Annotated in this window: 16 protein-coding genes; 11 read left to right on the top strand and 5 right to left on the bottom strand. The window is 59.3% G+C overall.

What is annotated here, in order from left to right:
- Nucleotides 1–625: 625 nt before the first annotated feature.
- Nucleotides 626–1,531 carry a LysR family transcriptional regulator gene (locus AC13RE_RS27825; protein ID WP_132720990.1) on the bottom strand — a complete coding sequence of 302 codons (906 nt, stop codon included), beginning with the start codon at nucleotides 1,529–1,531 and terminating at the stop codon, nucleotides 626–628.
- A gap of 101 nt (nucleotides 1,532–1,632) precedes the next feature.
- Between AC13RE_RS27825 and AC13RE_RS27830 the strand changes: the two genes are divergently transcribed.
- A complete protein-coding gene (locus AC13RE_RS27830; protein ID WP_132720991.1) occupies nucleotides 1,633–2,367 on the top strand; it encodes an SDR family oxidoreductase in 735 nt (244 codons plus the stop codon).
- Between the two features lie 308 nt (nucleotides 2,368–2,675).
- On the opposite strand, the gene AC13RE_RS27835 is transcribed toward AC13RE_RS27830, so the two are convergent.
- The gene (locus AC13RE_RS27835; RefSeq protein WP_488565329.1) at nucleotides 2,676–2,936 is read right to left on the bottom strand and encodes a hypothetical protein; all 261 of its coding nucleotides are present in this window, start codon (nucleotides 2,934–2,936) and stop codon (nucleotides 2,676–2,678) included.
- On the opposite strand from AC13RE_RS27835, the gene AC13RE_RS27840 reads away from it, so the two are divergent.
- The 10 genes from AC13RE_RS27840 to AC13RE_RS27885 all read left to right on the top strand — a co-directional run bounded on the left by AC13RE_RS27840 (nucleotide 2,826) and on the right by AC13RE_RS27885 (nucleotide 13,703).
- The gene (locus tag AC13RE_RS27840; protein ID WP_488565328.1) at nucleotides 2,826–3,530 is read left to right on the top strand and encodes a GntR family transcriptional regulator; all 705 of its coding nucleotides are present in this window, start codon (nucleotides 2,826–2,828) and stop codon (nucleotides 3,528–3,530) included. The two genes, AC13RE_RS27835 and AC13RE_RS27840, sit on opposite strands and share 111 nt — an antisense overlap.
- Nucleotides 3,531–5,027, top strand: a complete 1,497-nt coding sequence (locus AC13RE_RS27845) for an ABC transporter substrate-binding protein (RefSeq protein WP_488565317.1) — start codon at nucleotides 3,531–3,533, stop codon at nucleotides 5,025–5,027. It abuts the gene before it with no gap.
- 78 nt (nucleotides 5,028–5,105) lie between these two features.
- Nucleotides 5,106–6,035, top strand: a complete 930-nt coding sequence (locus tag AC13RE_RS27850; protein ID WP_488565318.1) for an ABC transporter permease — start codon at nucleotides 5,106–5,108, stop codon at nucleotides 6,033–6,035.
- Complete coding sequence (locus tag AC13RE_RS27855) at nucleotides 6,032–6,889, top strand: ABC transporter permease (RefSeq protein WP_132720995.1); 858 nt, start codon at nucleotides 6,032–6,034, stop codon at nucleotides 6,887–6,889. Before AC13RE_RS27850 ends, AC13RE_RS27855 begins: the two co-directional genes overlap by 4 nt.
- A 1-nt stretch (nucleotide 6,890) precedes the next feature.
- Nucleotides 6,891–7,679 (top strand): SDR family NAD(P)-dependent oxidoreductase, encoded by a 789-nt coding sequence (locus tag AC13RE_RS27860; protein WP_488565319.1) that lies wholly within the window; start codon nucleotides 6,891–6,893, stop codon nucleotides 7,677–7,679.
- A gap of 22 nt (nucleotides 7,680–7,701) precedes the next feature.
- Nucleotides 7,702–8,622, top strand: a complete 921-nt coding sequence (locus AC13RE_RS27865) for a polysaccharide deacetylase family protein (protein ID WP_488565320.1) — start codon at nucleotides 7,702–7,704, stop codon at nucleotides 8,620–8,622.
- Nucleotides 8,619–10,160, top strand: coding sequence for a gamma-glutamyltransferase family protein (locus AC13RE_RS27870; RefSeq protein WP_488565321.1), 1,542 nt, complete (start codon nucleotides 8,619–8,621; stop codon nucleotides 10,158–10,160). The genes AC13RE_RS27865 and AC13RE_RS27870 overlap by 4 nt, the downstream gene beginning before the upstream one ends.
- Nucleotides 10,160–11,134: an ABC transporter ATP-binding protein gene (locus AC13RE_RS27875; protein WP_488565322.1), complete on the top strand. Its 975-nt coding sequence runs from the start codon at nucleotides 10,160–10,162 to the stop codon at nucleotides 11,132–11,134. The genes AC13RE_RS27870 and AC13RE_RS27875 overlap by 1 nt, the downstream gene beginning before the upstream one ends.
- Nucleotides 11,131–12,132, top strand: coding sequence for an ABC transporter ATP-binding protein (locus AC13RE_RS27880; protein ID WP_488565323.1), 1,002 nt, complete (start codon nucleotides 11,131–11,133; stop codon nucleotides 12,130–12,132). The genes AC13RE_RS27875 and AC13RE_RS27880 overlap by 4 nt, the downstream gene beginning before the upstream one ends.
- Nucleotides 12,133–12,200: 68 nt before the next feature.
- The gene (locus AC13RE_RS27885; protein ID WP_488565324.1) at nucleotides 12,201–13,703 is read left to right on the top strand and encodes an ABC transporter substrate-binding protein; all 1,503 of its coding nucleotides are present in this window, start codon (nucleotides 12,201–12,203) and stop codon (nucleotides 13,701–13,703) included.
- A gap of 96 nt (nucleotides 13,704–13,799) precedes the next feature.
- Here the strand turns inward: AC13RE_RS27885 and AC13RE_RS27890 are convergent, their stop codons facing one another.
- The 3 genes from AC13RE_RS27890 to AC13RE_RS27900 form a co-directional block, all read right to left on the bottom strand.
- On the bottom strand, nucleotides 13,800–13,967 hold the full coding sequence (locus AC13RE_RS27890; protein ID WP_488565325.1) for a hypothetical protein: 168 nt from the start codon (nucleotides 13,965–13,967) through the stop codon (nucleotides 13,800–13,802).
- Between the two features lie 583 nt (nucleotides 13,968–14,550).
- Complete coding sequence (locus tag AC13RE_RS27895) at nucleotides 14,551–15,333, bottom strand: EAL domain-containing protein (RefSeq protein WP_488565326.1); 783 nt, start codon at nucleotides 15,331–15,333, stop codon at nucleotides 14,551–14,553.
- Nucleotides 15,334–17,912: 2,579 nt separating this feature from the next.
- The coding region (locus tag AC13RE_RS27900) for a hypothetical protein (RefSeq protein WP_488565327.1) at nucleotides 17,913–20,228 on the bottom strand (2,316 nt) is incomplete at its 5' end.

Consider the following 20,228-nt stretch of genomic DNA (forward strand, 5'->3'; position numbering starts at 1 on the left):
TCCGAGTCCTAGCCTGCCGACGTCAGCGCCAAGATGGGTTCGGACCTCATCTGTGATCGCGTCAACAAGGCCAATTGTCCGCGACGCACGCCGAATGGCGCCAGAAATACCGAGCACACTCATGCAAAAATCCCTCAAATTATATTGATAATAGTCTATAGATTTTATGGATTATCGAACAAACCTATCCCAAAGTTTTCTGATTTTGAGAAAAAGATGATCTGCGAATGCTGTCGGTTGGGGCGAACGACTTACTGATGGATCCGTTCTTGCCGCGAAATTAACTAAAATAGAGCAATGGACAAGCAGCGCTTAAGCCCTATCGCTAAGTCCACTCCCACCCAGTGATCATAGATCGCAACCGAGTGTGGCTAGCTCGTGTATTGAGGCATGCCTGAGGCAGCTGAACATTCACAAGAGGCCGGTAATCGAGCCCTAGTAGGGTGGAATCTTGCCGCGATTAAGTGATGGCTAACGCGATGGGCAATCTAGTATCTCAGGTTCGATTCGTTTCAAGAGCAAAAAGACTACCGCGGTTTGCGCTGGGTCTTTGCTTGTGTAGAGAGAGCCGCCCTGCCTGGCTCCTAGGTTGAGAATACAAGCCCCGACTGAGCCGTTGTCAAAGCTAGTCGCTTTGCAGAAGTTGCTCCACGAAACGCAAGAAGGAAGAGAGGACGGGCAAAGATTGGTCTTTTCGCCACGCCAAGCCTACCTTGTAGGGTATGGGCGTTCCGATGCCATCGAGATGCCGAAAAGCTACTCCCTCACGGCCGGATGACAGGAATGCTTCCGGCACCAATGCCACGCCGAGACCCGCGGCCACGAGGCCTATTATCGTTTCCATCTGTACGGCACGCTGCCCGACACGTGGTGAAAATCCTGCTTCCGAGCATGCCTGCATGATCGTCGAATACAGTCCCGGTCCTTCACTTTCTGGAAAGAGGATCCACGATTCCCCCGCCAAGGCTGCAAGCCTAAGCGACGGCTCAGATGCCAAAGGGTGATCGGCTGGTATCGCGGCGATAAGCCGGCTCTCCATCAGAACGCTCTTCGCTATCAGCGTTTCCGCGCTCGAGGGGATCGGCAGCGCGACAAGGCCAACATCCATCCTGTCGGCCAGGACCGCGCTGATCTGTCGTGCGGATGTCGCCTCTTCCAGTTCCAACACGACCGAGGGATAAGCGCGTCGAAACTCGGCGACGATCCGCGGTATCAGATGATGGATGGAGCTGGCGACGAAACCGATCCGCAACGTTCCGATGGCACCTTCGCCGGCACGCTTTGTCAACGTCACCGCACGCTCGGCTTGAGCGATTGCCCGCCGTGCTTCCTCGCGCAAAACCTCGCCCGCGGGTGTCAAACGGGTAATTCTGTTGGTGCGTTCGAATAGCCGCACGCCGATTTCCTCTTCCATCAGGCGGATGGCGGTCGTCAGTGGCGGCTGCGCCATGTTGAGGCGCTCTGCCGCCCGGCGAAAGTTCATGGTTTCTGCGACAGCGAGAAACTGCTGGAATTGGCGGAGACTGAGCATGCAATATATCTAGCATATCAAACGGCTTGGCAAAGCATATTCGACATATCAAAAATCCTGTCTCATGCTTGGAAAGATCTTTTTCCACGTGAGGTATCGAAATGAGTGAAACTCGGACCGCAATCGTAACCGGGGGTGCAAGTGGCATAGGATTCGGCGTAGCCGCATCGTTAGTGAAGGCCGGCTACAGAGTCGTGATCATTGGACGCAACAAGGACCGGCTGGTCCAGGCCGTGGAGCGTCTCGGCCCGTCCGCGCAATGGCGTCGTGCCGACGTTGGCAAGCGAAGCGAAGTGGAAAGCGCGTTTGCGGATTTCGCCCGTATAGACGTTCTTGTGAATGCCGCGGGCTTCGTTCGCTCGGTCAGCCTTACGAGCCAGGCCGACGAGGCGGAGCAGGGCTGGGATGCCGTTATCGACGCGAATCTGAAGGGGAGTTTCCTCTCCACACTGATTGCTGCGCCAAAACTTGTCGGTCCTGGCGGTCGTGTCATCAATATCAGCTCGATTGGTGCCCAAACGGGAGGAAGTCGGGCCGGCGGCTTGGCCTATGCAGCATCGAAGGCTGGTTTGCACGGCCTGACCTATGCCCTGGCCCGCGAACTGGCGCCGCGTGCCATCACGGCAAATGCGATAGCACCCGGTTTCATCGCAGGCACCGGCTTCACCGAGAGTTGGTCGGATGATCGCGTGTCGGAGATCGTTGCCGCAACGCCGATGGGCCGGGCGGGAACGCCTGACGATATAGCCGGTGCCGTTCTCTGGCTCGTCTCGGAGGCGGGATCATTCGTGACCGGAACCGTGATTTCGGTGAACGGCGGCTGGCGGATCGGATGACGAAATGTGCTCGGCCTCAAGCCGACATGACCGGCATGGCTCCCGTCGGTCACAGCATCACCCATGCGTAAGAGTGAAGTCCATTGCCGGTCGCATAGCCTGCTCGGCAATTCGACAGCAATAGCTGCGCCGTCCGTTATGCCGCTACGGTGAACGGATAGGGCCGGCCATAGCGGGCGCGATGGATATGCGCATTCGCGCCAGTGGGTCAATTAATCCCACGCTCGCTAGCTTCGGCGAGCATTCGTCCGTCTCGGAACGCACTCGCAACTTCAAACCCCGAACGATCCATAATGTGTAAAAATTCTCTACAAAAAAGATGAGGAATAGGACATTTGAGACTTCAGTTTTGAAAACTGAGATGTTAGTTTTACAATATGCTCGACCATCAAAGCCCTTTTCTTGTTCAAGGCCCCAGCGATCTCGTTGCCATCGCCGAGGATAGGATTCGCAACGCAATCAAGCTCGGTGAGTTTTCTCCGGGTGAGCGCCTCTCCGAACAGGTTCTTTGCGATACCTATCGGTTTGGGCGCGGGGTCGTTCGATCCGCGCTCAGCCGTCTGGCGCATAAGGGCTTCGTTTCAGCCCAGCCAAGAAGTGGGTGGCGGGTTTGCTCGATTACGGCGTTGGGTCTACGAGAAATTACGCTAGGTCGAGCTCGGTTGGAGCCGCTTCTGGTGGACGTCGATCTTTCCGGTGACGATATTGCCCGGCTGGAGAGCTTGTGTGACATGCAGGCGGCGTTGCGATTGGGTGGCTCGGCTCATGGATCGCAGCTATCCCTGATTCGGGAATATGAGTGGCAGGTCAGGGGCCTGCTCGCCGCGCGTCTTAGAGCGCCGCTGATTGCCGATTGGCTGGATATCCTGTGGCATAGGGCCGATTATTACCTCAATTTTTTCGAGGCATCCTCCGTCCAGCGTCTCGAGGCTGTCGACTGGACCGATTTCGTTGCGGCCAAGAAGGCACATCGCAATGGCGACGCGGCAGAACTGCTCAGGCTCGCTTGTGATGCCTTTGCCGAATTTACCCAGGCAAGTCTGCTGAAGTCGGAGCTTGCTGCGCCCGTGGGGCGCAAGGCGAGGCGTCCTTCGGTATCAAGTGATGACGCCCATATTTCTCGTCCCGTCCGGGAGCAATCGCTTTTGAAAAAGGATTTTTAGATGCGCGCGATAAGAACTCTTGCGATTGCCGTTTCGGTTGCGACGATGATGTCTGCTGCGGGCCATGCCGCAAAGGACAAGGTCGTGATCGATCTTGTGAGCGAGCCGTCGTCGCTCGACCCGCAGAAGCAATGGAATCCGGATAGCTATTTCGTCTATCGCAACATCTTTGACCAGCTGCTCACGCGCGATGACAATGGCAAGATCGTGCCGGCGATCGCGACATCCTGGACGTATAAATCGGACACGGAAATTGCCTTCATATTGCGCGACGACGCGACTTTCCACGACGGACAGAAACTGACCCCGGACGATGTCGCCTTCAGCGTCAACCGCATCATCGACAAGAAGTTCGCAAGCCCGCAGCTAAGTCAGTTCAACAAAATCCTGTCGGCTGCGGTCACTGGCCCGCATGAAGTGACCATTCGCACCAATGGGCCTTATCCGGTGCTCCTGGCACAGCTCGTCAAGCTTTCGATCATACCGAAGCATGTTGTTGAGACCGTAGGCGACGATGCTTTTAATCTTTCGCCTGTCGGTTCCGGTCCGTACAAATTCGAAAAGTGGCAGCGCGGCGTTGCCGTTTCCCTGGTGCGCAACGATGGTTATTGGGGCAGCAAGGGCTATTTTCATAGTGCCGAATTTCGTGCCGTGCCGGACGCCGCCACCCGAGTCGCGGACTTGAAGGCAGGGAGCGCGGATCTTGCCGTGACGCTCGATCCGGATCTTGCAGCCCAGCTTCAAGGGGCAAGTGGGATCAAGGTGTTGACGGCGGTGACGGAGCGCATTGCCTATCTGAAGCTCAACCCATCTATTCCTCCGTTCAACGATGTCAATTTACGGCGAGCTGTTGCTTATGCCATCGACAAGCAGTCGATCGTCGATGGCCTGCTTGGCGGCTACGACAAGCCCGTCCCGCAATTGGCCTCGCCGGTCTATACGGGATATGTTCCCGGCATCGAGGGCCTTCCCTTCGACCCGAAACGGGCACATGAGCTCGTGGAAAAGGCCGGCGGCGTCGCGACCCAGCCGATCGCTTTCCTGACCTCTCCGACCTTCGATCAACGGATCGTCCAGGCAATCGTCCAGCAGCTCAATGATGTCGGCTTCAAGGTGAATGTCGAGACGGTGGATTTTGCCACCTATCTGCAGCGCGTTCAGAGCGAGAAAGTCAAGCAGCCGGCCATTTCCTTCGGCCGTTGGTCCTGCGCGTGTCAGGATGCGGATGGCATATCCTTCCCCCTGCTGCATAGCAGCAGTTCATTTTCCGCCGTTTCCGACCCGAGCATCGATGCGTTCCTCAACAGCGCGCGAAATACGCTCGACGAGAAAAAGCGGCTTGAGGCCTACAAGGATGTCGCCACGGTCGTTGCAAAGGATGTTCCGATCCTGCCGCTTTATCAGGCAGCCGTTATCTACGGTGCGTCCGACAAGCTTGAATGGAAGCCGACGGCCAATGAGAGCTTCTTCCTCAACAGGGTGAGCTGGCACGACTAGAGCTGACGTGGCGAAGTTCGAACTGCGTTTAACCTGGCTGTTTGTCGAGGCCCGGATTGTCGGGGAAAGGAAAAGGAGATGGCTGCCTTTATCGCCAGACGCTTGATCCAGGCCTTCATCGCTTTGTTCGGCGTTATAACGCTGGTATTCTTTCTGCAACGCCTGACCGGCGATCCGGTGCTGCTGCTGGTGCCGCAGGGTGCCACTCAGGCCGATATCGATGTCATGCGGACCGCTCTCGGCTTCGATAGGCCGCTTTACATCCAGTATTTCCACTTCCTCTCCAGTCTGGCGCAATTCGACCTCGGTCGCTCCTATGTGCAGAACCTGCCAGTGATCGAGATCATCGCCAGCCGCATTCCCTACACGTTGCAGCTTGCGGCCGGCGCCTTGTTGGTCGCCATCGGGTTTGGCGTGCCGATCGGCGTCGTGCTGGCCGTGCGGCGCAAGCGCTGGGAAGCCCGCTGGCTGATCGGTCTCGTGCTGGTCGGCCAATCCATGCCGACCTTCTGGACCTCGGTTCTGCTCATCATGTTCTTCGGGGTCTTTCTGCGCTGGTTGCCGCCATCCGGGGCCAACGGGCTCGAAAGCCTGCTGATGCCGTCCTTTGCTCTCGGTCTTCTGTCGATGGCGACCTTCGCCCGCGTCACGCGCACCTCGGTCCTCGATGAGCTGAGCAAGGATTATGTTCGCACCGCCCACGCCAAGGGCCTGTCGACGTCTCGCCTCGTCTTCCACCATCTCATGCGCAATGCCGCGGTTCCGATCGTGACGATCTCCGCGCTTGAAATCGCAAATCTGCTGACGGGTGCGATCATTATCGAAACGGTCTTTGCCTGGCCAGGCCTCGGCCAGTTGACCATACAGGCCATCAGCGCACGCGATTTCGCCGTGGTTCAGGGCATCGTACTGATTGGTGCGGCGGTGGCGATCCTGCTCAATCTGGCCGCTGACCTGCTCTACAGCCTCATCGACCCGCGCATTCGTCTTGGCGGGAGACCGGCATGATTGCGGCCCTTGCCAAAGCAAGCAGGCTGGCCGGAAAGCCGCCGTTGACGGTCATCCTCTCGGTCCTGATCCTGACGATCATTGTCCTTACGGCCATATTCGCTCCTTTGATCGCTCCCTATGACCCAAATGCACAGAACCTTCTCGGACGCCTGAAGCCGCCAGGCACCGTTATCCGCATGACGCATTTCCTGTTCGGCTCCGATGAGCTGGGACGCGATACGCTGAGCCGTCTGCTCTACGGAGCGCGCGTCTCGCTGCTCGTCGCATTCGCGTCGGTATTGCTCTCAGGCATTGCCGGCTGCATTTTCGGAATGCTCGCGGCCTTTTATCGCGGTTGGGTCGAAACCGTGGTCATGCGCCTCGTCGACATCGTGCTTTCTGTGCCCGCCATTCTGCTTGCCATCATCACCGTGGCAACGCTTGGGCCGGGCCTGCAGAATGTCGTCCTTGTTCTGGCTCTCACACGATGGCCGCGTTACGCGCGCGTTGCCTATGCCCAGACCCTTGTTATCACCAATATGTCCTATCTCCGCCTTTCGCGAGCGATGGGCGCAGGATGGCTGCGGGTGCTGCGCTACCATGTCTTGCCGAATATCGCAGGCGCACTCGTCGTCGTCGCCACCCTTGAATTCGGTCTGATGGTGCTGTTCGAAGCAGGGTTGTCCTTCCTCGGCCTTGGCGTGCAGCCGCCGACCGCAAGCTGGGGAGCAATGCTTTCGGTTGGCCGCAACTATGTCGCCAATGCCTGGTGGCTCTCCGTCATGCCGGGGCTGGCGCTTTTTCTTCTTGTTTTGTCCGTCAATGTCCTGGGCGATTTCCTAAGGGATCGCCTTGACCCAAGGAGTGCGTAAAATGGTCGATTTCTCTGAAGATTTCAAAGGCAAGCGTGTGGTCGTGACAGGGGCTGCCGGCATTTTCGGCGGCTGGATCGCCAAGGCTTTCGCCCATGCCGGGGCCGAGCTTCTCCTGACGGACGCCGATGGTTCCCGCCTTGCTTCGGCAGCGCAGGAGATCGGCGGGGACCATCTGCAGCATGTGGCGGATCTGACCTCCGATGCGGATATCAAGTCGCTCCTTTTCGCCATCGCCGGGCACTGGGGCTCGGCCGACGTTCTCGTCAACAATGCCGGCATCTATCCGTCCGGCTTCCTGCTCGACCTGACTGCCGAGGATTGGGACCGGATCTTCGACATCAATCTTCGTGCGCCGTTCCTATTGTCGCAAGGCGTTGCCCTTCAGATGATCGACAAAGGCGTGAAGGGCTCGATCGTCAATATTTCTTCCGGCGCATCGCGCAAGATGCGCAGCACGGTCGTTCCCTACTGCACCTCGAAGACCGCACTCGACCGTCTGAACAAAGGGCTCGCCCTGGAGCTTGCCGAATTCGGCATCCGGGTCAACATCGTCGAGCCGGGATTTGCGCCGGGCAGCGACGTCAGCCACCTCACGCAGGAGCATATCGATACGGTCGTCGGCAATATTCCCCTTGGCCGGATTTCGTCGCCGGATGATGCTGCGACCGCCGTCCTCTATCTGGCGTCGGATGCAGCTGCCTATGTCACGGGGGCGACGCTGACCGTCGACGGCGGCAATTCGATCGGCTCGCTTGCCGTCTTCCAGGCAAAAAAGAAGCCGCTCTGAGGCAAGGCAGGAGGATAGGAACATGGTCGAGGATCGAGCCAGGGCCTCAAAGGGCTTCTCTCCCTTTCCGGCTTACGAGTGGCCGGAGGGAAAGCAGAGTGCCGTCCTTTTGAGTGTCGATGTCGATGCAACCGCTCCTTATCTCTGGGAGCATCGGGACGGTATTCCGGATCGTCTCGCACGGCTCGAGATCCGCCGTTTCGGGTTGCGTTCGGGGCTTAGTCGTCTTCTCGATCTGTTCGACCGCTATCGTGTGAAGGCAAGCTTCTATGTGCCGGCCATTGTCGCCGAATCCGATCCCGATCTGCTTCCGGCCCTTCTTGCTGCCGGTCATGAGATAGGGCTGCATGGCTATTTCCACGAACTGGTGCGCGACATTCGTGAGGATGAGTTCCGCGCGGCTCTCGACAGCAGCCTCGAACTGTTCGAACGGCAGACAGGAAGATTGCCGGTAGGCTTTCGCTCGCCCGCCTGGGAGATGACCCCGCATATGCTGGCTGAGATCAAGGCGCGGGGCCTCGCCTACGACTCCTCGCTGATGGGCTTTGACCATCCATATGATATCGATGGCGTTGTCGAGATCCCGGTCCAATGGGCCTTGGACGACGCGATCTTTTACAAGTTCGAAGGCAGCGGTAACGAACGCTGGGCGCCAGTCTCAGGCAGTGCCGTGCTCGAGGACTGGCTTGCCGAATGGCGGGCGCTGCACCGCTTCGGAGGTCTCTTCACCCTGACGGTTCATGACTGGATTTCCGGCAGGGCGCAGCGCATTGCCACACTCGAAAAGCTGATGGAGGCCATGACCGCCGAGCCAGGCACTTGGATTGCCACCGCGGCCGAAATTGCGGCCCATCACGCGTCATCCGTAAATTCCGGCCGGTTTTCTGTTGCCTCGGCCATTCCCTCCGCCATAGGCGCGCGGCGTTTCGGGGCAAGGCCATGAACGAGACCTGGTCGATCGGCAAGCAGGAGACACGCAGCGAATACGGTCTGGTCGCCTGCCAGAACTGGCTGGCGGCCGAGGCCGGCGCTCGCGTCCTTTCGGCAGGTGGTAATGCCGTCGATGCAGCCATTGTGACGGCTCTCGTTCTCAGCGTCGTGGAACCATGGCTTTCCGGCATTGGCGGGGGCGGCTTCATGCTACGGGCCGACGGCGGTTCCGGGGTGGTCGACGTGCTCGATTTCAATGTCATTTCGCCGGCGGCTCTCCGGCCTGATGATTACCCCCTGGTCGCCGGTCAGGATGGGGACTGGTTCGAATGGCCCTCCGTCCAGGGCGATCGCAATCTGCTTGGCTACGGATCGATCTGCGTTCCCGGAGCCGTTGCCGGATTTGCCGAGGCGCTCGATCGCTTCGGCACCATTTCCTGGGCCGATGCCCTGGCACCGGCGATCGAGCACGCCCATCGCGGTTTGCAGGTCGATTGGTATGCGGCCCTCGCGCTCGCCATCGACGGCCATAACCTCGCGCAGTTCAAGGGTGCCGCCGACCTCTTTCTTCGCGATGGCCGCGCGCCGCGCGTGCCGGAAGGAGGCCGGTCGCTGTTTTTGCCGTTGAAGGCCAAGGCCGCATCGCTGGAAAGGCTGGCGCGCGAGGGAGCGCGCGATTTCTACGAGGGCCAGATTGCGGATCTGCTGGTCGCAGACCTTTCGAAAGGCGGCTCCGCTCTTTCGCAAGCGGATATGCGCGCCTATGCACCAAAGTGGTTGCAGCCCGCCGTCGGCTCCTACATGGGGCGGCGCATCCACGTGGTGCCTGGTCTTTCCGGCGGCCCAACTTTGCTTGCTGCGCTCGATGAGCTTGAAGAGCTTCCGCGCGATGCCGATCCGCATTCAGGTACGACTGCTCTTGCTTTTGCGCGAGCGTTGCGTCGCGCCAGCGAATATCGCCTCAAGCATATGGGGCACGCCGCTGGCGAAAGCTGTACCAGCCATATCAGCGTGGTCGATGCACATGGGACCATGGTTTCGCTCACCAATACGCTTCTGTCCCGCTTCGGCTCCAAGGTCGTGGTGCCGGAATTGGGATTTGCTCTCAATAATGGCCTGATGTGGTTCGATCCAAGGCGGGGGCATCCGAATTCGATCGCTCCGGCCAAGCAGCCGCTTGCCAATATGTGTCCGATCATTGCGACGCGTGACGGTCTGCCGGAGCTGGCTCTTGGCGCAGCGGGAGGAAGGCAGATCGTACCGGCGGTCGCGCAAATCCTCTCCTACGTCCTGGCTTTCGGCATGTCGTTGGAGAAGGCGCTCTTCAGTCCGCGTATCGATGCCAGCGGCACGACGATCAGGGTGAACCGAACGGCCGGGGCAGAGGTGGCCGCGTCGATTGCCGCCGACTTCGACGTTCAGGTGATCGATGACACGCTCTATCCGGTCAATTTTGCCGTGCCGTCCGTGGTGATGCGACGCGATGGCATCAATACCGGCATGGTCCATCCGCGCAATCCTTGGGCGGCCGTCCGCGAGGCGACTATCTGATGACGGCACCGGTCTTGAGCGTAGAGATGCTGCAGGTCTCCATTGACCGCAAGGCTGTGGTCGATGGCGTCAGCCTGTCGGTCAATGCCGGCGAGATCGTCAGCATCGTCGGCGAGTCGGGGTGCGGCAAATCCATGACGGCTTTCGCCGTCATGGGCCTTCTTCCAGCCGCGGCAACCATGGTCGGCGGCTCGGTACAACTGAACGGACGCAATCTTTCCAGCCTCGATAGGAAGGAGCTGATGCGGCTGCGCGGCAGCGAGCTTGCGATGATCTTTCAAGAGCCCGTCGCATCCCTCAACCCGCTGATGCCGGTCGGCCGCCAGATCGCCGAAAGTCTCATCGTTCATCGCAAGCTGGGCCGCCGGCAGGCATGGCATCAGGCGATCGACATGCTTGCAGACGTCGGAATCCCGGAGGCAGCAATGCGCGCGCGGCAATATCCGTTCGAGCTGTCGGGCGGCATGTGCCAGCGCGTCATGATTGCCATGGCCTTGATCACAAGGCCGCGACTGTTGATCGCCGACGAGCCGACGACGGCACTCGACGTCACCATTCAGGCGCAGATCCTCGATTTGATGAAACGACTGCGCGATGAAACCGGAACCGCGATCCTGATGATTACCCATGACATGGGTGTTGTTGCCGATATCGCCGACCAGGTTGCCGTGATGTATGGCGGCCGAATTGCTGAAGTTGGCGATGTCGATGCGATCTTCAGGGAGCAGAGGCATCCCTATACGAGATTGCTGCTGTCAACCATCCCGCGTTTGGATGGGAGCGATGCCGGGGAGCTTTTGCCGACGATCAGGGGAACGGTGCCCGATGCAGGCGCGTGGCCGGCTGGATGCCGGTTCTCGACGCGTTGTCCGCTTGCGGATGAAGACTGTCGCCAGGTGCCGCGGCTTGGGCCGATGGCGTCGAGCCGTAGTGCTGCCTGCTGGCATCAGGATCGTGTCGGGAGCTTGGTATGACCACGCCACTGCTCTCGATTCGCGATCTGCATGTGCATTTTCCCATCCGTCGCGGCTTCTTCGGGCATTCGACAGGATCGCTGAAGGCCGTCGATGGTGTCGATCTGGATATCGAAGCTGGACAGAGCCTGGCGCTTGTCGGTGAATCCGGGTCTGGCAAGTCGACGCTCGGCGCGGCCGTCGTCGGGATGCAGAAGGTAAGCTCGGGGAAAATTTTCTTTGAGAATAGCGATCTTGCCGCCAAAGGCGTGGATCGATCCGCTGCACGGCTGCGGGATATTCAGATCGTGTTTCAGGACCCGCTCTCCGCACTCAACCCGCGAATGGACATTGGTGACAGCATTGCCGAGCCGCTGGCCATTCATGGTGTCGGAACCGCGCAGGAGCGGCGTCGACGCGTCGCAGAGCTTCTGGAACTGGTCGGGCTCAATCCGGCACATGCTGACCGCAAGCCGAACGCTTTTTCCGGCGGCCAGCGCCAGCGCATCGTCATCGCAAGGGCGATCGCACTTCAACCGAAACTGCTGATTCTGGATGAACCGGTCTCTGCGCTTGATGTGTCGATCCGTTCGCAAATCCTCAATCTGCTCTTCGAGCTGCAGCGTCAGTTCGGTCTTTCCTACCTGTTCATCTCTCACGACCTGTCGGTCGTGCGCCATTTCGCCGATCGGATAGCGGTCATGTATCTCGGCCGCATCGCCGAGGTCGGGGCAACGGCCGACGTCTTTGCGCGACCAACGCATCCCTATACCGAGGCCTTGCTCAGCGCGGTGCCGTTGCCCGATCCCGTCGCCCAGCGAAAGCGGCAGCGTATCCCTCTCGAAGGCGACTTGCCGAGCCCGGCCGATCCGCCGGTCGGTTGCCGTTTTTCGACACGATGTCCGATTGCTGCGACCATTTGCCGGGAACTGTCGCCGGCATTGAACCTCGTGGAGCGAGACCATCAAGCCGCCTGTCACCTGCGGGCTCCTGCGGTCGAGATCAAGGGCACGACATGATTGCCGCCGGTCCTGCCGCGAGGAGCTGACTATCATCAACAATGATCGATCATTTGAGGAACCGGAAAATGAAGTGGCATAAGCGTCTTGTATTGGTGGCGGGCATCGGTCTATCGATGCTGTCCGCCGTGACCGCGGCCCAGGCGGCCGAAAAGCAGCAGATCGTGGTGGACCTCGTCAATGAGCCGTCAACCCTCGATCCGCAACTGCAATGGAATCCCGATAGCTACTTCGTCTATCGCAACATCTTCGACAACCTCGTCACCCGCGACAATGCAGGCAAGATCGTCCCGCAGATCGCCACCGCGTGGAAAAACGTCTCGGATACGGAGATCACGTTTACGCTTCGCGACGACGTTCATTTCCACGACGGAAGCGTTCTGACAGCCGGCGATGTTGCATTCAGTGTCAACCGCATCATCGATCCGAAATTTGCAAGTCCGCAACGCGCGCAATTCGGCAAGATCCTCAAGGCTGCCGTAACAGGCGATCACGAGGTGACGTTGACCTTGAAGACGAGCTCTCCCGCTCTTCTAGCCGCACTGACGAACCTATCCATCGTCCCTGAACGCGTCGTCGAAAAGGTTGGGAATGCAGCCTTCAACCTTCAGCCAGTGGGGAGTGGCCCATACCGTTTCGTAAAATGGGACAAGGGCGTTTCGGTGACGCTTGCGCGCAATGACAGCTACTGGGGAGCGAAAGGGTCATTTGCGACGGCCGTCTTCCGCGCCGTGCCCGATGCATCGACGCGGCTGGCCGACATCCAGTCCGGTACCGTGGATCTGGCAAGGGCGTTGACCTCCGACCAGGCCGGGCAATTGCAGACGTCCCCGAATGCCAAGGCGTTGCCTGTCCTCACCGAGCGGCTTGCCTATATTCGCATCAATCCGAATAAGCCGCCGTTCGACAAGCTTGAGCTTCGTCAGGCATTGGCCTCAGCGATCGACAAGGATGGCATTACGCAGGGTATCCTCGGCGGACTCGACAAGCCGATCGCCGAGATGGTGACGCCGGCGCATTTTGGCTGGAGCGATACGATCAAGGGGATGCCCTTCGATCCGGACAAGGCAAAATCGCTGATCGCGGCTGTCGGTAGACCGGCCAAATTTCAGCTGACGATCGGCGCCTTCTTCGACCAGAGGGTGGCGCAAGCCATTCAGCAGGAGCTGCAGGATGTCGGCTTCGAGGTCGAGATCGCCAATGTCGATACGCCGACCTTCCTGCAATTGATCCAGAAGGGGCCAGCGGACGGTCCCACACTTGCCATCAGCACCTCGTCCTGTGCCTGTCAGGATGCAGACGGGGCTCTCTTTTCACTCTTTCATTCCGGCAGCAGCTGGACCATCACTGCCAAGCCAGAGATCGATGCCCTGCTGGATGAAGCAGCATCATCGCTGGATGAGAAGAAGCGTCTTGCCGACTATGAAAAGGTCGGCAGCTTCATTGCAAGTGAAATACCGACCGCGCCGCTTTACCAGATGGTGTCGATCTACGGGGCGGCCAAAAATTTGGACTTTCAGCCGACGCCGAACGAGAGCTTCTTCCTCAATCGTTTGCAGTGGCGCCAATAATAGCAAGAGCAGCTATGTCCGCATTCTGGAACTATCCCAGATCCCGGCAACACAGCCGGGATCGGAGTTTTGGACGGCGTTGTTCGATCCTACCGCTTACTTGAGCGAGACAATGCCGGCTGCGACATCCGGAAGGGCTGGAGTGATGCCGCTCTTGGCGTACCATTCGGCCACCTTGCCGATCTGCTCAGCGTCTGCCTTGGAAACTGCCGTTGTGGGAACGGCGTTGTTCTCGCCGATTTTCTTCGCTAGGTCGGCCGACACATTCATTTCCTTGGGCCAAATGGCGCCGGCTTCCGCCTTGTTCGCGATGGTTCAGGCATTTTCCGATTGAGCACGTCGAAGACGAGCTGATGTTGGTCGGTCGTGGATTATCCACTGAGATCGATCAAGCGTTCAACGGGAGATCAGGCATCCAGCCGGTTAAGGCGACGCCACCGGCAAAAGACATTCAGCCACTTTAGTGCTTTGCCATCGTTCCTTCCGGTACAACTCGTGGACGACGTAGGTCTCGAGCAAGAGCCTGCCGTTCCGCCGGCGCCAGTTTTTATCAAGATCCTGCTCCGGAACGGTCGCGGTTTGAAAGTTCCGGCAGACATCGAGCAAAAGATGCTTGCATCCTTGATCGCCTGTGTGGAGGCTGCGTAATGATCGGGCTTTCGGGACGTGTGCGGGCCTATTTGGCCTGCTGGGTGACTGATATGCGGCGTGGAATTGATGCTCTGTCGGCACTGGTCGAGGCGGTCATAAAGGAGATGCCGGGTTCCGGCCCCAAGATAGCGCTTACGAGGAAATTCACGCAGCATTGACAACTTATCAAGGTGCAATTTCACCTTGCATGGTGAATTTACATCAGCCACTTGGTCGTCATGGAGTCTGCCAATCCTCCGAATATCGGAGAGTGGGCGGGATCTGACAAAAGATAGCCTTGGACATGGGTCGCCCCAACAGCCCTAGCCAATCCTAGCTGATTGCGAGTTTCAACTCCTTCAACAACAATGGTGGGCGCAACGCAAGAGGCTAATCCCACCATATGGCGCAACAAATGGGATGTCTTTCTCTGTCTGTGTAATCCAAGGAAAAGCGCGTCGATTTTGACGATGTCAACGCTCATCGACAGCAGAACTTCCGGCGTCGAGAAGCCGGTCCCAAAGTCATCTATCGCCACTCTGTAACCTAATTTGCGGATACATTGAATTAGCTCCGTAACACCAGAACGCGGCTGGATCGGGAAACTTTCCGTAATTTCCAAAATCAACCGCGAGGCGACTGCTTGATATTGACAGAGCTGTGCATATAGCAGCGCCCAATTTGCCTCGTTTGAAAAGTTATCAGCAGAGATATTGCATCCGAGCGAAGCAAACGCGTTATTGGACAACCAATCGAATACCAAGCTCAACATATGTCGATCGAAATATGGGGCATACCCAAATGCTTCCAAAGGAGCGATGAATTCACCGGCGGAGATCACGCTTCCATCAAGGCCTATAAGTCGTCCCAGGCATTCGGTATAAAGGACATCATTGCCTTCTCCGACGGCATTTACATGCTGCGTCGAAAAGCCTATCCGGCCCTGCTGTATTGCCTCAAGAACTGTGCTGACGATAAAATCCAATTGTTCGGAATTCATCTCTCTCTCCCTGAGTAATAATTATTCTTAATCAGCATACCAACATTAAGAAATAGAACATGTTTTCTGTTAGAATTCTTTGTCGAAAACTGCGAAATATTGATTGTAGTATGCAATAAGACTTTTTAATCGATTTGAGAAGATAAAATACAGTCGAATATCACGATAACGCTGCCCGTAGACAGAGAACAAACGACTTAAACATCATGCCAGCAACGCTACATTGACGCGACGGGGCTTTATCTCAAAGAAAGGCTGCAGCCCTTGCGATAAATGTTATAGCTGCAGCTGAGGGTGAATGTTCATTTGCGTCGCGATTTCATCCAGTTTTGCATTTCGTCGAGACGCTGTTTCGATATTGATATAGCGGTTTTATCAACGAGTTCCCTGCGGATGAATGGATCAGCGTCAGATGAAAATCCGGATTAAAGCGTCGTGAAACTCGACACAGTGGGGCCTGCAGCTCACCAGGTGACACTGTAAAAACGGCTAAAGCGATCATAGCCAGTCTTCCCGAGCGCCCAGACCGCCAAGGCTCGTCACGGGTAGCGATCCTACAGGGCGATACGCGCTGCACTTTCCAATCGCCTTGCCGAACTGGAGGCGCAAAAGGATCTGGCTGCTTCAACCGATCGCGCTCAAGAGCCTGGGTGCCATTTGTGGCAGGCATCGGGAATGCTTGCGGCGCAGTCAGCTGGCGCGCTAGCTTGCCGCGCGACGCTGAAACACCATTCGGCAGCATCTTTATCGCTTAACGGCCGTGAATAGAGGTAATCTTGCATCAGCGTACCTCCCAACCTCTTAAGCGCGGCAAGCGTTGATTTCCACTGAGAACTGATGGAGTGAATGCCCCTCTCGACGGCATCGCAATGATGGTCCAAGCGATAGGTCTACGAGGTCGCCAGCGACAAGGCATGACAGGAACGCGTCTCAAACTTATGTTCTTAAGTATGATTTAGATTATTATAAAATTTGAACTTTTTCGCCTTGCTGAGCGCGGCGGGATATAGCGAATCGATCACAATTGCTTATTTTAGTCAAAACTAAACAAGAGATGACAAAGAATTCGTGGCGCAAATGTGTCAGCTTAGTGGCCGATCAGCTAAAAACAGGAGGCGGATAGCGATCAGACTTTAGTAGAGCAACCGGGGGGATTTTGAACAAGAACCAGCGCAACTCGAGCAATCGGAGCGCCAATGTTGCGCTATGCGCTGCCCTTCCAAGGCTCCGAAGAAAACAAAGCTCTTGTCGTGTGGCCCGATGCAGCTGCCTGACTAAGTCAGTGTCTGTATAGGCTGATTCGCCTGCTCATTCAAGAAGGAATCTGAGTTCGGTCCGCGGTGGTCGCGGGCCGGAAACGGTATCGCATGCCCCGAATTTCCTGGCACGGAAGACCAAGTGAGATGTCGGATTTGATTGAACTTTCTGAGGCTTTGTCGGGTGAACGACCTACCGGATTGTTAGGTGGCTCGTCGCCCTCGTTTTTGCAGAAACCCAGTAGGAGGGTCTGAGTCATGTCAAAGATTTCCAATCGTTCTCAACTCCTTATCTCCACGGCAACTATTGCGTTGTTGACAGCTGCAGTGGTCCAAACCGGTGGAGGCATTGCTAGAGCGGGTAGTCCCGGTGGTGGTTCGTTGGGCGGTGCATTGGGGGGTATCGGCTCCTCTGTGGGCGGTGCGGTAGGTGGCGTCGGTAAATCCGTTGGTGGCGCCGTTGGCAGCGTAGGTTCTTCGGTCGGCGGTGCCGTTGGAAGCGTAGGCTCCTCTGTGGGCGGTGCGGTAGGCGGCGTCGGTAGATCCGTTGGTGGCGCCGTTGGAAGCGTAGGTTCCTCCGTTGGTGGTGCGGTAGGTGGCGTCGGTTCTTCGGTCGGCGGTGCTGTAGGCGGCATCGGTAGATCTGCTGGAAGCGTGGGTTCGTCCGTGGGTGGATCCGTGGGTGGAGTTGGAAGATCCGCTGGCGGCGTTGCGAGTGGTGCGGGCAGGTCTGTCGGCAGCGCATTAGGCGGCGCTAACTCCTCAGTCGGTGGTGCCGGCAGATCTGTTGGCAACATCGCGGGTGGCGTGAGTTCATCTGTGAGTGGCATGACTAATGGCGTCGGCAAGTCCGTTCACAAGTTCCTCGGTAAAACCGCCAAGAGTGTAGACAAATCCGTACATAAGTCCGTGAAGAGTGTCGCCAAGGCGGCGCAGAAGTCTGCCAAAGGCGTCGCTAAGGCCACGCAAAAGTCCGTAGGCACTACTGTCGGCTCGCTTCAAAAAACCGTGAAGGGAGCTGCTGGCGGTACAGCTAGCTCCCTTGCTAACGCTGTGAATGGTGCAGCCGGCGGTATCGGCGGCTCGCTCGGGGGCGCAGTCGGTTCTCTGGCCAACGCCGTGAATGGTGCCGCTGGTGGCGCAGGTAACGCAGTTGGCTCTGTGGCCGGTGCTCTGAACGGGGCTGTCGGTGGAGCTGGCGGTATCGGTGGCTCGCTCGGTGGTGCGGCCACCGGCGCGGTCGGCGCGCTTGGTGGCGCTGCGAATGGTGCGGTCGGTGTCCTCGGCGGAACTGGTGGTGCAGCCACTGGTCTGGTCGGTGCGCTAGGCGGCGCTGCTGATGGTGCAGGCAATGCAGTTGGCTCTGTAGCCGGTGCTCTGAACGGGGCTGTCGGCGGAGCTGGCGGTATCGGTAGCTCGCTCGGTGGTGCGGCCACCGGCGCGGTTGGCGCCCTTGGCGGTGCTGCGAATGGTGCGGCTGGTGCTCTCGGCGGTACTGGTGGTGCAGCCACTGGTCTGGTTGGCGCCCTCGGTGGCGCTGCGAATGGTGCGGTCGGTACCCTCGGCGGAACTGGTGGCGCAGCCACAGGTCTGGTCGGTGCGCTGGGTGGTGCCGCTGACGGTGCGGCTGGTGCGGTCGGCTCTGTGGCCGGTGCTCTGAACGGGGCTGTTGGCGGAGCCGGCGGTATTGGCGGTGCGCTCGGTGGTGTGGCCACCGGCGCGGTCGGTGCGCTCGGTGGCGCTGCTGACGGCGCAGCTGGTGCGGTCGGCTCTGTGGCCGGTGCTCTGAACGGGGCTGTTGGCGGAGCCAATGGTATCGGCGGCTCGCTCGGTGGTGTGGCTACCGGCGCGGTTGGTGCGCTGGGTGGCGCTGCGAATGGCGCGGTTGGCGCTATCGGCGGAACTGGTGGCGCAGCCACAGGTCTGGTCGGTGCCCTCGGCGGAACCGGTGGTGCAGCCACAGATCTGGTCGGTGCGCTGGGCGGCGCTGCTGACGGCGCAGGCAATGCGGTTGGCTCTGTGGCCGGTGCTCTGAACGGAGCTGTCGGTGGAACCAGCGGTATCGGTGGCTCGCTCGGTGGTGTTGCCACCGGTGTGGTCGGTACCCTCGGCGGAACCGGTGGCGCAGCCACTGGTCTGGTTGGTGCGCTTGGTGGTGCTGCTGATGGCGCAGGCAATGCGGTTGGCTCTGTGGCCGGTGCTCTGACCGGAGCTGTCGGCGGAGCCAGCGGTATCGGCGGCTCGCTCGGTGGCGCTGCTGACGGTGCAGCTGGTGCAGTCGGCTCTGTGGCCGGTGCTCTGAACGGGGCTGTTGGCGGTGCCAATGGTATCGGCGGCTCGCTCGGTGGTGCGGCCACCGGCGCGATCGGTGCGCTGGGTGGCGCTGCTGATGGTGCAGGCAATGCGGTTGGCTCTGTAGCCGGTGCTCTGAACGGAGCTGTCGGTGGAACCAGCGGTATTGGCGGCTCGCTCGGTGGTGCGGCTACCGGCGCGGTCGGCGCGCTTGGTGGCGCTGCGAATGGTGCAGCTGGTGCGGTCGGTTCTCTGGCCAACGCCGTGAATGGCGCTGCGAATGGTGCAGGCAATGCGGTCGGCTCTGTAGCCGGTGCTCTGAATGGAGCTGTCGGCGGAGCCAGCGGTATTGGCGGCTCGCTTGGTGGTGCGGCTACCGGTGTGGTCGGTGCTCTCGGCGGAACTGGTGGTGCAGCCACTGGTCTGGTCGGTGCGCTTGGCGGCGCAGCGAATGGTGCAACTGGTGCGGTCGGCTCCGTGGCCAACGCCGTGAATGGCGCTGCTGACGGTGCAGGCAATGCGGTCGGCTCTGTAGCCGGTGCTCTGAACGGAGCTGTCGGCGGAGCCAGCGGTATTGGCGGCTCGCTCGGTGGTGCGGCCACTGGCGCGGTCGGTGCGCTGGGTGGCGCTGCTGACGGTGCAGCTGGTGCGGTTGGCTCCGTGGCCGGTGCTCTGAACGGAGCTGTCGGTGGAGCTGGCGGTATCGGCAGCTCGCTCGGTGGCGCTGCTGACGGTGCAGCTGGTGCAGTTGGCTCTGTGGCCGGTGCTCTGAACGGGGCTGTCGGCGGAGCCAGCGGTATCGGCGGCTCGCTCGGTGGTGTGGCTACCGGCGCGGTCGGCGCGCTGGGTGGCGCTGCGAATGGTGCGGTCGGTGCTCTCGGCGGAACTGGTGGTGCAGCCACAGGTCTGGCCGGTGCCCTTGGCGGCGCTGCTGATGGCGCAGGCAATGCGGTCGGCTCTGTAGCCGGTGCCCTGAACGGGGCTGTTGGCGGAGCCAGCGGTATCGGCGGCTCGCTCGGTGGTGCTGCTACCGGTGCGGTCGGTGCCCTGGGTGGTGCTGCGAATGGTGCGGTTGGCGCTATCGGCGGAACTGGTGGTGCAGCCACTGGTCTGGTCGGTGCGCTTGGCGGCGCTGCTGATGGCGCAGGCAATGCGGTCGGCTCTGTAGCCGGTGCCCTGAACGGAGCTGTTGGCGGAGCCAGCGGTATCGGTGGCTCGCTCGGCGGTGTGGCTACCGGCGCGGTTGGTGCAGTTGGCTCTGTGGCCGGTGCTCTGAATGGAGCTGTCGGTGGAGCCAGCGGTATTGGCGGCGCGCTCGGTGGTGTGGCTACCGGCGCGGTTGGCGCC

The organism is Martinezella sp. CNPSo 3959 (assembly GCF_057784355.1).